At 70.7% G+C, this 13,378-nt stretch carries 17 protein-coding genes; 10 read left to right on the top strand and 7 right to left on the bottom strand.

All coding sequences use genetic code 11. The annotated features are described in order from the left end of the window. Positions 1–52: 52 nt before the first annotated feature. From ABSL23_RS09550 to ABSL23_RS09540, 3 genes are read left to right on the top strand one after another with little or no spacing between them, the layout of a single operon-like run. On the top strand, positions 53–1,045 hold the full coding sequence (locus tag ABSL23_RS09550; RefSeq protein WP_353633552.1) for an ABC transporter ATP-binding protein: 993 nt from the start codon (positions 53–55) through the stop codon (positions 1,043–1,045). Further along, positions 1,042–1,809, top strand: a complete 768-nt coding sequence (locus ABSL23_RS09545) for an ABC transporter permease (protein ID WP_059056379.1) — start codon at positions 1,042–1,044, stop codon at positions 1,807–1,809. Before ABSL23_RS09550 ends, ABSL23_RS09545 begins: the two co-directional genes overlap by 4 nt. A 30-nt stretch (positions 1,810–1,839) precedes the next feature. Further along, complete coding sequence (locus ABSL23_RS09540) at positions 1,840–2,310, top strand: carotenoid biosynthesis protein (protein ID WP_353633551.1); 471 nt, start codon at positions 1,840–1,842, stop codon at positions 2,308–2,310. Between the two features lie 13 nt (positions 2,311–2,323). Here the strand turns inward: ABSL23_RS09540 and rtcA are convergent, their stop codons facing one another. After that, the gene (gene rtcA, locus ABSL23_RS09535) at positions 2,324–3,343 is read right to left on the bottom strand and encodes an RNA 3'-terminal phosphate cyclase (protein ID WP_353633550.1); all 1,020 of its coding nucleotides are present in this window, start codon (positions 3,341–3,343) and stop codon (positions 2,324–2,326) included. 87 nt (positions 3,344–3,430) lie between these two features. Here rtcA and ABSL23_RS09530 point away from each other — a divergent pair, with 87 nt between their 5' ends. Continuing rightward, complete coding sequence (locus ABSL23_RS09530; protein ID WP_353633549.1) at positions 3,431–3,991, top strand: DUF1684 domain-containing protein; 561 nt, start codon at positions 3,431–3,433, stop codon at positions 3,989–3,991. A gap of 73 nt (positions 3,992–4,064) precedes the next feature. On the opposite strand, the gene ABSL23_RS09525 is transcribed toward ABSL23_RS09530, so the two are convergent. Continuing rightward, complete coding sequence (locus ABSL23_RS09525; RefSeq protein ID WP_353633548.1) at positions 4,065–5,045, bottom strand: transcription initiation factor IIB; 981 nt, start codon at positions 5,043–5,045, stop codon at positions 4,065–4,067. A 332-nt stretch (positions 5,046–5,377) separates the two neighbouring features. Here ABSL23_RS09525 and ABSL23_RS09520 point away from each other — a divergent pair, with 332 nt between their 5' ends. The 3 genes from ABSL23_RS09520 to ABSL23_RS09510 are packed head-to-tail and all read left to right on the top strand — an operon-like array spanning position 5,378 to position 8,528. After that, a complete protein-coding gene (locus ABSL23_RS09520) occupies positions 5,378–5,962 on the top strand; it encodes a HalX domain-containing protein (RefSeq protein ID WP_353633547.1) in 585 nt (194 codons plus the stop codon). 4 nt (positions 5,963–5,966) lie between these two features. After that, positions 5,967–7,958, top strand: a complete 1,992-nt coding sequence (locus tag ABSL23_RS09515; RefSeq protein WP_353633546.1) for a PAS domain S-box protein — start codon at positions 5,967–5,969, stop codon at positions 7,956–7,958. A 45-nt stretch (positions 7,959–8,003) separates the two neighbouring features. After that, positions 8,004–8,528: a response regulator gene (locus ABSL23_RS09510; RefSeq protein WP_353633545.1), complete on the top strand. Its 525-nt coding sequence runs from the start codon at positions 8,004–8,006 to the stop codon at positions 8,526–8,528. On the opposite strand, the gene ABSL23_RS09505 is transcribed toward ABSL23_RS09510, so the two are convergent. Next, the gene (locus tag ABSL23_RS09505; RefSeq protein WP_353633544.1) at positions 8,529–8,960 is read right to left on the bottom strand and encodes a hypothetical protein; all 432 of its coding nucleotides are present in this window, start codon (positions 8,958–8,960) and stop codon (positions 8,529–8,531) included. Between the two features lie 38 nt (positions 8,961–8,998). After that, positions 8,999–9,295 (bottom strand): hypothetical protein, encoded by a 297-nt coding sequence (locus ABSL23_RS09500; RefSeq protein WP_353633543.1) that lies wholly within the window; start codon positions 9,293–9,295, stop codon positions 8,999–9,001. A 276-nt stretch (positions 9,296–9,571) separates the two neighbouring features. Here ABSL23_RS09500 and ABSL23_RS09495 point away from each other — a divergent pair, with 276 nt between their 5' ends. Beyond that, the gene (locus ABSL23_RS09495; RefSeq protein ID WP_059056369.1) at positions 9,572–9,811 is read left to right on the top strand and encodes a hypothetical protein; all 240 of its coding nucleotides are present in this window, start codon (positions 9,572–9,574) and stop codon (positions 9,809–9,811) included. Here the strand turns inward: ABSL23_RS09495 and ABSL23_RS09490 are convergent. After that, entirely contained in the window at positions 9,808–10,431 is a 624-nt protein-coding gene (locus ABSL23_RS09490) for a cyclase family protein (protein WP_353633542.1), read from the bottom strand. The genes ABSL23_RS09495 and ABSL23_RS09490 overlap by 4 nt on opposite strands. 92 nt (positions 10,432–10,523) lie before the next feature. Here ABSL23_RS09490 and ABSL23_RS09485 point away from each other — a divergent pair, with 92 nt between their 5' ends. After that, on the top strand, positions 10,524–10,826 hold the full coding sequence (locus ABSL23_RS09485) for a hypothetical protein (protein ID WP_059056367.1): 303 nt from the start codon (positions 10,524–10,526) through the stop codon (positions 10,824–10,826). Here ABSL23_RS09485 and ABSL23_RS09480 read toward each other — a convergent pair whose 3' ends face one another. Further along, complete coding sequence (locus ABSL23_RS09480; RefSeq protein ID WP_353633541.1) at positions 10,827–12,047, bottom strand: amidohydrolase family protein; 1,221 nt, start codon at positions 12,045–12,047, stop codon at positions 10,827–10,829. A gap of 42 nt (positions 12,048–12,089) precedes the next feature. Then, on the bottom strand, positions 12,090–12,794 hold the full coding sequence (locus ABSL23_RS09475; protein WP_353633540.1) for a DICT sensory domain-containing protein: 705 nt from the start codon (positions 12,792–12,794) through the stop codon (positions 12,090–12,092). A 101-nt stretch (positions 12,795–12,895) separates the two neighbouring features. On the opposite strand from ABSL23_RS09475, the gene ABSL23_RS09470 reads away from it, so the two are divergent. After that, positions 12,896–13,342, top strand: a complete 447-nt coding sequence (locus ABSL23_RS09470) for a universal stress protein (RefSeq protein WP_059056364.1) — start codon at positions 12,896–12,898, stop codon at positions 13,340–13,342. The last annotated feature ends 36 nt before the right edge of the window (positions 13,343–13,378 follow it).

Here is a 13,378-nt window from a genome sequence, read left to right as displayed (position 1 = left end):
CCGCCGCCGACTTCCGTGGCCTTAACCGCGTCACCGCCCTCCCGTATTTTAAATGCCGCCAGCGATACGCACCGACGACCTCGTCAAGGAGTACGGGGACGTCCGCGCGCTCGACGGGCTCTCCATCACGGTCCCGGAGGGCTCCTTCTTCGGGCTGCTCGGGCCGAACGGCGCGGGGAAGACGACGTTCATCAACACGCTCGTCGGGCTCGTCCGCAAGACCAGTGGCACCGCCGAAGTGTTCGGGTACGACGTCGAGGACGACTACCGGGAGGCCCGGGACGCCATCGGGCTCGCGCCCCAGGAGTACAACGTCGACCGCTTCTTCCCGATTCGCGAGGTGCTGATGCACAAGGCGGGCTACCACGGCGTCTCCGACGAGGAGGCCGCCGAGCGCGCCGCCGAAGCCCTCGAAACCGTCGGGCTCGACGGGAAGGCCGAGACGCGCTTCGACTGGCTCTCCGGCGGGATGAAGCGCCGGTTCATGCTCGCGCGAGCGATGGTCACCGACCCCGACCTCCTCATCCTCGACGAACCCACCGCCGGGGTGGACGTCGAGTTGCGCCACGACCTCTGGGAGGTCATCCGCGGGCTCAACGACGACGGCACCACCATCCTCCTCACCACCCACTACATCGAGGAGGCCGAACGCCTCTGCGACGAGGTCGCCATCATCGACTCCGGGCGGAAGGTGACGGTCGCGACGCCCGACCAGCTCACCGAGCGCGGCACCGACGAGGTGACGCTCACGCTCGACGCCGCACTCGACGCGGCCCCCGCAATCGACGACGACCGCGTGGACAGCGTGGCCGTGGACGGCCGGACCGTCACGCTGCGCGCGAGCAGCGGCAGCGAAGTCGTCCCGGTCGCGGTCCGACAACTGGAGGCCGCGGGCCACCGCGTCGTCGACGTCGACGTCGCGCGCACCAGCCTCGAAGACGTCTTCGTGGACATCACGCGCACCGGCGGTGACGCCACCGACGGCAGTAGTGGCACCCACGACGACGGCGAGCGGGATGGCGAGACACAGGAGGTGTCGCCGTGAGCCTCTCGACGGGCCTGAAGGCGCTGACGCGCCGCGAGATTCTGCGGTTCGTCCGGCGGCCGTACAACACGTTCCTGCCGCCACTCATCACGAACGTCCTCTACTTCAGCGTGTTCGGCGTCATCCTCGGCGCGCGCATCAGCGACATCGGCGGCGTCCCCTACATCCAGTTCATCCTCCCCGGGCTCGCCGTGCTGGGCGCGGTGTCGAACGCCTTCGAGAACGCTTCCTTCTCCATCTTCCACGGGCGCTGGAACGAGTACATCCACGAAGCGCTCACCAGCCCGATGGCGTACTGGGAGATGGTCGTCGCGTACGTCGTGTCCTCGGCGCTCCGGGGCGTGCTCATCGGCATCCTCATCGCCGTCATCGGCGCGCTGTTCACGCCCGTGCGGACGCTCGCCCACCCGTTCTACGCGGTGGCGTTCCTCGGTGTCATCACGACGCTGTTCGCGGCGTTCGGCGTCATCGGCGGGCTCGTCGCGGAGGACTTCGACCACCTCACGGTCCTGAACCAGTTCATCCTCCGGCCGCTGGTGTTCTTCGGCGGCGTCTTCTACAGTCTCGACGCCCTCGACGGGCTCGCGCGCACCGCCAGCTACCTGAACCCGATGGTCTACATGGTCAACGGCGTGCGCTACGGCATCATCGGCGTCTCCGACATCGAGCCCGACACCGCGCTCGTCGTGCTGTCCGCGCTCACCGTCGCCGTGCTCGCCGTCGACGTCTGGCTGTTCCGGCGCGGCTACGGCCTCACCGACTAGCTTTTTCCCGGCCGCTCCCCGATTCCCGGTATGCCGAGCAATCGCGCGTTCGCCGCCAGCGTCGCCGCCGTCGGCCTCGTCGCGCTCGGGCACGCCGCGCTGACGTGGCCGCCCGCGGCCGTCCTCGTGTTCTTCGCTGGCGGCGCCGCTATCGCGTTCGTCGCCGAAGCCGTCGTCGTCAATCTGGGGTGGCTGGAGCACCACGTCGGCCCGAACGTCGTCGGCGTCCCGGTCTACGTGCTGTTCGGGTGGACGGGCGCGGTCTACGTCGCGTTCCGCGCCGCCCTGCTCGTCACAGACGACTGGCCGGCGGTCGCGCTCGTGGCCGCGCTCGCGACCGGCTACGACGCGCTCGTGGATCACCGCGGCGTCGCAGACGGCCGCTGGACGTACACCGACGACGTACCGGGGCCGCGCGTCCGCGGGGTGCCGTGGTGGAACTTCGCCGGCTGGCTCGCCATCAGCGCCGCGACTGCCGGGCTCGCGACGCTCGTTCTGTAGAAAGGAGCCGCGGTTAGGCCGACAGCAAAACGGTGTCGCCGTCCTCCTCGACGGTCACGTCGTAGCCGAACTCCGAGAGGAGATCAATGCACGTCTCGACGTGCGAGGTGACCTCGGACGCGCGGACTTCGCCGCCCGCGAGCGCGACGAACGGCAGCAGCTGGTCGGCGAGGTACTCGTCGACGGCGGCGTCGCCGTCCTCGAAGGCCTCGAAGCGCTCGACGGCGTTCTCGCCGACCGTCTCGGGCTCGACCCCCATCTCGCCGAGCTCCGCGAAGCCCGCCGTCGAGTGCTCGTACTCGGCGGCGAGCACGAGCGCCGACCCCGAGCAGTCCGCCTCGACGTACTCGGTCTCGACGTCGGCCGCGTCGGGCGCGGGCTCGGCCTGCCGCTCCGCCACGTCGTCCTCGCCCTCCGATTCCTCCGCGACGGAGTACGCGGTCAGCGACTCGCGCTCGCCGCGCTCGGTGACGTCGAAGGCGTCCAGCGTGGACGGCTCGACGGTCAGCGTCGCCTTCCCGCCGCCGCGCGGGTAGAAGCCGCGGCGGTTCAGCGTGACGTCGGCGTCGAGGCCGTGTTCCTGCAGGACGGGGAGCTTGACGCGCCGGAAGTAGTCGAACGGCGGCGCCCACTTCGCGTCCGTGCCGCCCTCCAGTCGCGCGGTGAACGACTCGTCGAGCGCGACCGCGACCGGGAGCAAGGCGTCGAACACCAGCGGGACGCTGCCCGCGGTGCCGACTTCCACGGAGACGCTGCCGCCGAGAACCCCCTGGTCCGCCGGGTCGGCGTCCTCGTCGATGTCCTCGTTGGGCTCGAACGTGAACGACTCCGAGCCGACTTCGACGCCGCCCGTCTCGGCGTTGCAGACGGCCGCGACTGCTTCGATTGCCGCGCAGTGCTGGGCCTGCAAGCCCGGGTTCGCGCGAGCGCGCCGGACGTGTCGCATCCGGAACGGTTCGCCTGTGACCGCGGACAGCGCGAGGGCGGTGCGGACCAACTGGCCGCCGCCCTCGCCCCCGTCGAGAATGTTCATACCGGTACGAGGCGTTCGGAGGTGAAAAGGGATTCGTCACCTCGCGGAGTCGCCACAGTTACCACGCTCCCGGCCCCACGACCGGACATGACGGCCGACGAGCCGGCGTTCGACGAGGCGGCGTGGCGCGAGCGCGTCCGCGAGCACCGCGCCGAGAAAGACGAGTTCTTCGCGGAGCACCCCCAGTCCCCGATTCCGGTCGGCGACCGCGAGGACTTCGACGGGCTGGCGTACTTCGAGCCCGACCCCGACTTCCGGGTGGTCGCGCGCTTCGGCCGCGCGCAGAGCACCGAGCAGGTCTCGCTGGAGACGACACAGGGCCCGCCCGCGGAGTACCAGCGCGTCGGCGTGCTCGGGTTCACGCTCGACGGCGAGCACCGCACCCTCGAAGCGTACCGCGTCGAGGGCGAGGACTCGCTGTTCGTGCCGTTCGCCGACGAGACGAACGGCGCGGAGACGTACCACCGCGGCCGCTACCTCGACGTCGACGCCGCGGACGCCGAACAGGGCGACGACGTCGTCGTGGACTTCAACCTCGCGTACAACCCCTTCTGCGCGTACGCCGACCAGTTCGCGTGTGCGCTCCCGCCCGCGGACAACCGCCTCGACGCCGAAGTTCGAGCCGGCGAGCGAGCGTACGAGGGCTGAGCCGTCGGCTACGCGGCGTGAAAAGCGCGAAAAACGTCGTCGGGACCACCACCAGTGACCGCAGTCGGCCGCGTTACGCGGCGACTTCCGTGGCTTCCAGCAGCTCCTGGTAGCGGTTCCGGATGGTGACCTCGCTGACGTCCGTGACGTCGCTGACCTCGCTCTGGGTCACCTTGTGGTTGGTGAGCAGGCTGGAGGCGTAAATCGCGGCGGCCGCGAGGCCGACCGGCGACTTCCCGCTGGTGACGCCGTCCTCCTTGGCGTTGTCCAGCAGCTCGCGGGCGCGGCGCTCGACCTCGTCCGGGAGGTCCAGCTCGGAGGCGAACCGCGGGACGTAGCTGGCGGGGTCGGCGGGCGCGACTTCGAGGCCGAGCTCGCGGACGATGTAGCGGTACGTCCGCTTGAACTCCATCGCGTCGATGCGGCTGACGTTCGCCACCTCGTCGATGGAGCGCGGCGTCTGCATCTGCCGTGCGGCCGCGTACAGCGCGCTGGTGGCGACGCCTTCGATGGAGCGGCCGGGCAGCAGATCCTCGCTGAGCGCGCGGCGGTAGATGACCGACGCCGTCTCGCGGACCTCCTTCGGGAGGCCGAGCGCGGAGGCCATCCGCTCGATTTCGCCCAGCGCCTGCTTGAGGTTGCGCTCCTTGCTGTTGCGGGTGCGGAAGCGCTCGTTCCACTTGCGGAGGCGCTGCATCTTCTGTCGCTGATTGCTGGACAGGGAGTTACCGTAGGCGTCCTTGTCCTGCCAGCCGATGTTGGTCGACAGCCCCTTGTCGTGCATCATGTTCGTGGTGGGGGCGCCGACGCGGGACTTCTGGTCTTTCTCGTTGGAGTTGAACGCGCGCCACTCGGGGCCGCGGTCGATGCTGTCCTCCTCGATGACAAGGCCGCAGTCGGCACAGACGGACTCGCCGTGTTCCTCGTCGTTGACGACGCGGCCGCCACACTCGGGGCAGGTGACGGTCTCGTCGGCGGACTCTACCTCGGACTCGGATTCGTTCTCGTTCTGCTGTCGGTCACTGGAGTACGTGCGGATTGTGGTGTCACTCATGATGGTTGAAGCGCCGGGTGGAGGGCGCCGGTCGCCCCCCGACTTGTCGTACTCATTCGTAGGAGCGATAAGTACTTAAACCTTTCGTGGTTTTGCGCACCTTTGACACACCCGTAAGAGCGGGTAGAGCGCAGAAGAAGCGAGAATAGCCGACTTTTGGGCTGCCCTAATGATTCGGGCGCGGTAACCGGAGGGTAAGGAGAAGACACAAAACTGTTACGGTGGTAGTCGGTACCACGACCGGCGCCGTCGGGGCGTTTCCAGCGGGACCCGTAGCTTGAGAAACCTTTAACTCAGGTCACTCTCGATACAGGACAGACCGACACCCACGCATGACAGAGCAAGGGGCACGCGTACTCGTGGTCGACGACGACGAAGCGCTCACTGACGTGTACGCCGAGTGGCTCTCCGAGCGGTACGCCGTCGAGACCGCGACCACCGGCGAAGGCGCCCTCGGCCGGCTCGACGACGACGTGGACGTGGTCCTGCTCGACCGACGGATGCCCGGCCTCTCCGGCGAGGACGTCCTCGACCGCATCCGCCGCGCGGAGTACGACTGCCGCGTCGCGATGGTCACGGGCGTCCGCCCGGACGCGGACGTCGTCGAACTCGGCTTCGACGAGTACCTCCTCAAGCCCGTCGACCGCGAGGACCTCCACGACGTCGTCGAGACCTTGCTCGACCGCTCCGCGTACGACGACCGCCTCCAGGAGCTGTACGCGCTCGCGTCGAAGCGCGCGCTGCTGGAGTCCGAGGCCGAAGACGGCGACCTCGAACTCGACGACTCCTACCAGGAGGTCGTCGCCCGCATCCAGGAGCTCCGGGGCCGCATCGACGACACGGTGGACGGCTTCGGGTTCGACGACTTCCGCGTCGCGTTCCGCGACGTCCCCGACCAGAACGCGGGCAGCGACTGACCAGATGGCGCCGGACCGCCCCCTCGTCGGCGCGGTGACGCGAGCCGTCCAGCGAGCCGACGCGGTCCCCGACCTCCGAACCGGCGTCTGCGAGGCCGTCGTGGACGCGGGCTACGACTTCGCCTGCTTCTGTGACACCGAGCGCGAGCCGGCGACGGCGAGCAAGCCCGACATCGAATCGCCCGACCCGCAGACGGTCACGCCGACTCTCGGGAATGCGGCGAGCGGGCCGACGCCGTCCGGGTCCGACGACGCGCACGGCACGCCCGAGCCGCTCGCCGACGACGCGCCCGCGCCGGGCGTCGCAGAGCGCGCCGTGACGTGGGTCCCGTACGACGACACGTTCGCCGCCGCGGTCCCCGTCGTGGACGCCGACGACTACTACGGGACGCTCGCGTTCGGCCCGGACGAGCGCGAGGACGCCGACGCCGAACGAGAACGCCTCGCCGCCATCGGCCGCGTCGTCGGACAGGGCGTCACGCGGCTGCACGCTGTCCGCGAGCGCGACCGCCTGCGGGACTCGCTGCGCACCGAGCGCCGCCAGTTCGAGAAGCTCCACAGCATCGCCGCCGCGATGGTCGGCTGCGAGGACGCCACCAGCATCTACCACCTCGCCATCGACGCCGCCGAGAACATCCTCGAGTTCGACATCTGCGGCATCGACGTCGTCGAGGACGACTACCTCGTCCCGAAGGCCACCTCGACCGGGCTGGAGTCCGGGGACTCCCACCGGCTCCCCGCCGACAGCGGCATCGCCGGCCGCACCTACCAGGAGAACTCCTCTATCGTCGTCGACGACGTCGCCGCCCACGAGGACGCCGAGCCCGCCAACCCCGACTACACGTCCGTCCTGAGCGTGCCCATCGACGACATCGGCGTGTTTCAGGCCGGCTCCCGGGAGCACGCCGCGTTCTCCCAGTCGGACGTCGAACTCGTCGAGCTGTTGATGGCGCACGTCTCCGCGACGCTGCGCCGGCTGCGCTCGGCGGACGCGCTCCGGGAGAGCGAGCAGAAGTACCGGACGCTCGTCGAGCAGAGCCACGACGCCGTCGTCACGTACGCCGACGGCGGCTTCTCGTTCGTCAACGAGCGCGCGTCCGCGCTGTTCGGGCGCTCCCGCGAGGCGCTGCTCGCCGCCGACGCCCGCGAGCTGTTCCACCCCGAGGACCGCGTGAAAGTCGAACGCGTCGTCGGGGAGCTGACGGCGGAATCCGGCCGCCGGCAGACGTTCGAGAGCCGCATCCGCCGGCCCGACGGCGACGTGCGCTTCTGCGAGTTCAGCGCGACCAGCATCGACTACGAGGGCGACGTCGCGGTGCTGGCCTCGATTCGGGACATCACCGAGCGGAAGGCCCGCGAGCGCGACCTCGAACGGCAGAACGAGCGCCTCGACGAGTTCGCGAGCGTCGTCAGCCACGACCTCCGCAGTCCCATCAACGTCGCGCAGGGGAGCCTCGACCTCGCGGACGCCGACGACGAGCACCTCGCCCGCGCCAGCGACGCGCTCGACCGCATGGAGGCGCTCGTCGAGGACGTGCTGGAGCTCGCGCGACAGGGCCGGCTCGTGGACGAGACCGAGGCCGTCGCGCTCTCGGAGGTGGCGACCGACGCGTGGGACTGCGTGGACGCACCGGACGCGACGCTCGCAGTGGAGACGGACCTCGTCGTGGACGCGGACCCGTCGCGGCTCCAGGAGCTGTTCGAGAACCTCTTTCGCAACGCGGTGGAGCACGCCGACGACGACGGCGTCGCGGTGACGGTCACCGCGTGCGCGGACGGGTTCGCCGTCACCGACGACGGCCCGGGGCTCCCGGACGGCAGCCACGACGAGGTGTTCGAGCGCGGGTTCACGTCCGCCGAGGACGGCACGGGGTTCGGGCTCGCCATCGTCGAGAGCATCGCCGCCGCCCACGGCTGGACCATCGACGCCGTGCCGCGGGACGGCGACGCCGACCGCGGCGCCCGCTTCGAGATTACCGGCTGTCGTGGCGAGTAGGACAACACTTACAGCGTCTGGGGTTGCGTGTCAGGACGACTAGCTATGAGCCGGGGGCGTGACGACGCGACTGTGCTCGCCGTCGACGACTTGCAGGAGTACCTCGACGTCTACGAACACAGACTCGGCGACGAGTACGAGGTGCGGACTGCGCACGGCGGCGAGGCGGCGCTCGCCGCCATCGACGAGGCCGTCGACGTCGTGTTGCTCGACCGGGAGATGCCCGGCGTGTCGGGCGACGACGTGCTGGCGGCGATTCGCGAGGAGGGGTACGACTGCCGGGTGGCGATGGTGACGGCGAACGAGCCCGACGAGGACGTCGTCGGCATCGGGTACGACGCGTACCTCAGGAAGCCGGTCTCGGGGGACGACCTGACCGAGGTCGTCGAGCGCTTGCGCTCGCTGTCGGCGTACGTGGACGCGGTGACGGCGCTACACGAGGCCAGCGAGCGCCGCGCGGCGGGCGAACACGACCCCGAGCGCGTGCGCGAACTCCGCGACAGGGCCGACGCCATCGCGGACGGCTTCGACCCGAGGGACTACCGGGTCGTGTTCCGTGACCTGCGGTGACTACTCGTCCAGCGACTCCGCAATCGCGGAGAGGCTGGAGTCCGGCGGCTCGGTCGCGGCGTACGTGGCTGACTCGCCGGGGACGCGCACGCCGTACTTGAACCCGGGTTCGACGACGTCCACGTGGACGGAGCGCCCGGCCTCCAGCGGGCCGTCGTCGAGCCACGCCGCGAGGTGGTTGGTGGCGCTCTCGGGGTCGCGGGCGAGCGAGGGCGTGTCGTACGCGCCGCGAATCACGGGCGCGCCGTCGTCGCGGCGGCGGAGTTGCGCGTGGTACTCGTCGCCGTCGATGACGACGCGGACGACCTCGCCGGCGGGGAAGTCGTCGGCCGCGTCCGCGGGCAGGCGGAGTTCGTGGCGGCGCGTCCCCCCGGCGCGGGCGACCGTCCCGGTCACCGTCTCGACGGTCTCCTCGGAGACGTAGTCGGGCATACGCGGACGCACGGCGCTCGCGCCTAAAAGCCGGCCGGTTACTCGTAGTCGTGGCGGCGCCGCTGGACGGCGCTGAACAGCCTGATGACGGCGCCCAGCAGCGCGGTACAGGCGGCGAAGATGACGGTGAACCAGATGGCGATGGACAGCAGTATCTCGACGTTCGGGCCGCTGACGACGCGCCGCGCGAGCAGGCCGGCGGCGAGTGCGACGGCGTAGAACGCCGCGACTTTCAGCGGGAGGGCGTTCTGTTCGACGAACCGCCCGATACCCTCTGTCCCCGTGCCGGCCGTCGTCCCGTGGGCGCCGCGGTTGTCGGAGTCGTACCGAGACATCGCGTGTCGGGCGTCTGGGGCGTCGCTCGGAAGAAAACTGGGTCGAGTTGTGCGCGGGCGACCCGTTACAAGCTACAGTCGAACGGCCGGCGAGCGCGACCGGCGAGCGAACCGCCGCGTTGCGCCGGGCGAACGGCCGGCGTTGTCGGCGCTCACAGCGACCCGGCCGCGAGCGCGGCTACGGAGTGTGATAGGTCGGTTCGCGTAGCATCCGCGCTCGCGGTCGGCGGCCGCGCAAAGCGTGGGCTTTTGGTGGCCGCTCGCGAACCCTCGGGCATGGACGCGCCGATACCGACCGACGCCGACGACGCCGGCGGGAGCCGCCGGTACGCGCTCCTCGCCATCATCCCGTTCCTCCTGCTCGGCATCGCGGACGTCGTCCTGCTGCTCATCTGGGGGCTGAACCCGCTGTGGGGGTTCGTCATCCTCCCGCCCATCCTGTTCATCAGCGTGCTCGGCTGGATCGCGTTCAAGTCCGGGTTCGTGCAGGACCGCGGCACCGCCGAGCAGGCCTAGTCGGCGACCGCCCGCACGGGCGCGCCGTCCGCGTCCACGCGCAGCGGGAGGGCGCGAATCGTACACCGCTGCGGGAGCGCCGCGAGGTTCCGTAGATTCTCCACGATGAGTCGTTCGTCCCCGAGCAGCGCGTGGTGCGCTGGATACCCGGTGGGCTCGTCGTCGCGGGCGTTCTCGGACGGCGACGGGTCGACGCTCGGCGCGTCGAGGGCGACGTGACAGCCGCGGTCCGCACAGCGCGCCGCCGCCGCGGCCGTCAGGTAGGGGTGGTCGAAGTACCGCCGCTCGCCCCAGTGCTCGCTCCAGCCGGTGTGGAAGACGACGAGGTCGGCGTCGGTGTCGGGGACGCGGCCGGCGGGAATCGCCTCGCGCGCGCCGAACCCCGTGCAGTCCACGACGCGCGCGTCGAACGCGAACGTCTCGACGTCGTACGAGCCGAGGGTCGCGCCGTCCGCGAGCAGGTGGGCGGGCGCGTCGACGTGCGTCGCGGAGTGCGTCGAGCACGCGATTTCGGCGACCCGGTAGCCGTCCGCGTCGAGCGTCGCGTGCGGCGTCACCGCGGCCTGCGGGTCGCCGGGGTACGGCAGTCCGGAGCCGAGTTCGTGCGTGAGGTCCCACATGGGGACGGCTACCACCGCCTCCGGGTAAACGTTCGCGGTGCGGTCGCCCGACAGCAGTAAAGCATTAAGCCCGCACTCCGGAACTACCACGCATGGGACTGGTCGCCGGCGTGCTGTACGGCGCGCTCGGGGTCGCGCTCGTCGCCGCGGGCCTGGCGCTGCGCCGCCGCGAGTCGATGGACGGCGTGCCGCTGTACGACCCCGAGACCGCAAGCGACCCCGCCGCGCTCGCGCGCCTGCTGGGGCTGGCGCTGGCCGTGTTCGGCCTCGTCACGCTCGCATTCGGCGTCGCGGAGACGTTCGACCACGCCACCGAGGCCGTCGTCGGCGCGTACGCGCTCGTCGTCTTGCTGGTCGCGCTCGTGACCGCGGTGCGGTCGCGGCGCTACGAGTAGCTACACGTCCAGCCGCCGGCCGTCCACGTACGTCGCCTCGACGCGCCGCACCGCCGAGATGTCCGCCAGCGGGTCGTCTTCCAGCACCGCGAAGTCCGCGCGAGCGCCCTCCGTCAGCGTCCCGACGTCGTCCCGCGGGAGCGTGCGCGCGGCGACCCGCGTCCCCGCCTGCAGGGCCTCCATCTCCGAGAACCCGATTTCGTCCACGAGCAGCTCCATCTCGAGGGCGTTCTCGCCGTGGGGGACCAGCTCCGGCCCCATGAAGTCGGTGCCGGCGGCGATGGCGGCGTTGGCTTCGTGCGCGCGCTCGACGGCCTCGACGTGGGCGTCGTGGGCGTCGCGGGCTTTCTCCAGCGCCCACTCGGGGACGCCGTGGTCGCCGCCGCGCTCGGTGATGCGGTGCATGATAGAGAGCGTCGGGACGAACGTCCCGCCGCACTCCTTCAGGAGGCTGACGCAGTCGTCGTCCAGATAGAAGCCGTGTTCGATGGTGGTCGCGCCGTTCCGGAGCGCGGCCTCGATGCCCGCACTCCCCTGCGCGTGGGCGGCGACGGCGACGCCGGCGCGGTCGGCCTCGCGGGTCATCGCGGTGATTTCGTCGTCCGTGAACTGCCGGCGGTCGGGCGCGTCGCGCTCGCTCAACACGCCGCCCGTTGTCATGATTTTCAGGCAATCGACGCCGTCCCGGACGCGCTTGCGGGCTTCCCGGCGGCACTCGTCGGCGCCGTCCGCGAGCGTGGACAGCGGCGTGCCGTCCGCGACCCACTCGTGGGGGAGGCCGTGGATGTCGCCGTGGCCGCCGGTCTGTGAGATGGCGCGCCCGCTCGTGAACACGCGCGGCCCCGAAATCTCGTCGGCCGCGACCGCCTCGCGGAGACCGACGCCGACGGTGCTGCCGAGGTCGCGGACGCTCGTGAACCCTGCGCGGGCCAGCGAGCGAAGGTCCTCGGTGGCGCGCGCGGCCGCCAGCGAGTCCGGGGTGGTCGTCCAGTCGGCGACGTCCATCGAGCGCGCGCCCTGCAGGTGGACGTGCGCGTCCACGAACCCGGGGACGACGGTGCGGTCCGGGAACTCGACGTGGTCGGTATCGGGCGGTGCGTCCACGGACTCGCGCGGACCGACCGCGGCGACGGTGCCGTCGTCGTCGACGACGAGCCGGGCGTCCTCGACGGCGTCGTCGCTGCGTCCGTCGACGAGTCGTGCGACGTCGAACACTCGCATGAGCGGGGGTTCGCACGCCACTGGGAAAGCGTTACCCTCCGGTCAGGCCGACCGCTGGGCGGCGCCGAGCGCGTCCAGCGCGTCGTCCACGAGTTCGGTGTCGTACGTCCAGAAGCCGTAGAAGCCGTTCTCGCGCTCCTCGGCGAGCAGCGCGCACGCCTGCCGCGGGTCGTCGCCGCCGTCGAAGACCACGAACCACAGCGACGCGACGTCCGGAATCGCGCTGCCGTGGAAGGTCACGCCGTCGGGGACGCCGGTGGTGGCGTCCGGCAGTCCGTAGACGTGCACGTCGAGGCCCGTGCCGGCGAGGCGCTCGTAGGTCGGGCGTTCCGCCGCGAAGTTCGACAGCCGCTGGAAGCCCGCGTACAGCCGCCCCTCGCCGGTGCGCCACGCGCGATCCTCGATTTCGCGGGACGCCTGCAGCATCTGCCGGTGGTTGTACGACGTGAACGTGGTGCGGTCGAGATGCGAGAGCAGGCGGCCGTACGCCGCGCTCTCGCCGACGGACCGGAGGCTGCCGTCGGTCAGCGAGCGGAGCGCGTCGATGCCGACCGCGGTGAGGAACTCGCCGTCGTCGGACAGCACCGCGTGCTCGGGGTCGCTGCCGGCGTCGGCTTCCTCGATGGCGACGTTCTGGGACGCGAAGTACTCCCGGAGTTCGGGGACGACACGGGTCCCCGGCTCCGTGTACACCGTGAGCGTCTTCTCGCGCCCCCGGACCGTCTCCAGCACCTCGCGGAGGCTCATACATCGACGGTCCCTCCCCTCGTACAAATGCGTTCGGCTGCCACGTGCCAACCGCGGGCCCGCCCCCGGCATTTAAGATGAGTCGCCGACGGCGGTGGAACATGGACCGAGCAATCGCCGTCGTCGAAGCCTCCGACTCCGCGAAAGCCCTCGTCGAAGAAGCCGGCGAACTCGCCGCCGGGGTCGACGCGGAGCTGCTGTTGGTGCACGTGACCACCGACTCGGAGTACGCCGAGCGCCGGGAGTCGATGATGAGCGTCCCGAGCCTCGACGTGAACTACACCGTCGACGACGCGCTCGACGGCGCCGAGAAGTTCGCGAACGACGTCGGGCGGGACGTCCTCGAGGACGTGGACGTGGCGTACGAGCCGGTCGGCCGGCTCGGCGAGAAGGGCGACGAGGTGCTGGCGCTGGCCGAGGAGCGCGACGCCGACCACATCTTCCTCGCGGGCCGCAAGCGCTCGCCCGCCGGGAAGGCCATCTTCGGGGACGTCACCCAGCGCATCATCCTGGAGTTCGACGGCGCGGTCACCGTCGTCACGACGTGAGCGGAGTCCCGTTCGACGATAGTGTTATGTGGTAGC

Origin of the sequence: Halobacterium sp. NMX12-1, from assembly GCF_040435975.1 — an archaeon.
Taxonomy (GTDB): Archaea; Halobacteriota; Halobacteria; order Halobacteriales; family Halobacteriaceae; genus Halobacterium; species Halobacterium hubeiense.
Note: the sequence above shows the minus strand (reverse complement) of the source record. Positions and strands in the feature narration are given on the sequence as shown.

Excerpts from the sequence above, each read along its gene's own strand:
- ABSL23_RS09550 (WP_353633552.1), top strand. The coding sequence starts at position 53 with ATGCCGCCAGCGATACGCACCGACGACCTCGTCAAGGAGTACGGGGAC.
- ABSL23_RS09540 (WP_353633551.1), top strand. The coding sequence starts at position 1,840 with ATGCCGAGCAATCGCGCGTTCGCCGCCAGCGTCGCCGCCGTCGGCCTC.
- rtcA (WP_353633550.1), bottom strand. The coding sequence starts at position 3,343 with ATGAACATTCTCGACGGGGGCGAGGGCGGCGGCCAGTTGGTCCGCACC.
- ABSL23_RS09530 (WP_353633549.1), top strand. The coding sequence starts at position 3,431 with ATGACGGCCGACGAGCCGGCGTTCGACGAGGCGGCGTGGCGCGAGCGC.
- ABSL23_RS09525 (WP_353633548.1), bottom strand. The coding sequence starts at position 5,045 with ATGAGTGACACCACAATCCGCACGTACTCCAGTGACCGACAGCAGAAC.
- ABSL23_RS09520 (WP_353633547.1), top strand. The coding sequence starts at position 5,378 with ATGACAGAGCAAGGGGCACGCGTACTCGTGGTCGACGACGACGAAGCG.
- ABSL23_RS09515 (WP_353633546.1), top strand. The coding sequence starts at position 5,967 with ATGGCGCCGGACCGCCCCCTCGTCGGCGCGGTGACGCGAGCCGTCCAG.
- ABSL23_RS09510 (WP_353633545.1), top strand. The coding sequence starts at position 8,004 with ATGAGCCGGGGGCGTGACGACGCGACTGTGCTCGCCGTCGACGACTTG.
- ABSL23_RS09505 (WP_353633544.1), bottom strand. The coding sequence starts at position 8,960 with ATGCCCGACTACGTCTCCGAGGAGACCGTCGAGACGGTGACCGGGACG.
- ABSL23_RS09500 (WP_353633543.1), bottom strand. The coding sequence starts at position 9,295 with ATGTCTCGGTACGACTCCGACAACCGCGGCGCCCACGGGACGACGGCC.
- ABSL23_RS09495 (WP_059056369.1), top strand. The coding sequence starts at position 9,572 with ATGGACGCGCCGATACCGACCGACGCCGACGACGCCGGCGGGAGCCGC.
- ABSL23_RS09490 (WP_353633542.1), bottom strand. The coding sequence starts at position 10,431 with ATGTGGGACCTCACGCACGAACTCGGCTCCGGACTGCCGTACCCCGGC.
- ABSL23_RS09485 (WP_059056367.1), top strand. The coding sequence starts at position 10,524 with ATGGGACTGGTCGCCGGCGTGCTGTACGGCGCGCTCGGGGTCGCGCTC.
- ABSL23_RS09480 (WP_353633541.1), bottom strand. The coding sequence starts at position 12,047 with ATGCGAGTGTTCGACGTCGCACGACTCGTCGACGGACGCAGCGACGAC.
- ABSL23_RS09475 (WP_353633540.1), bottom strand. The coding sequence starts at position 12,794 with ATGAGCCTCCGCGAGGTGCTGGAGACGGTCCGGGGGCGCGAGAAGACG.
- ABSL23_RS09470 (WP_059056364.1), top strand. The coding sequence starts at position 12,896 with ATGGACCGAGCAATCGCCGTCGTCGAAGCCTCCGACTCCGCGAAAGCC.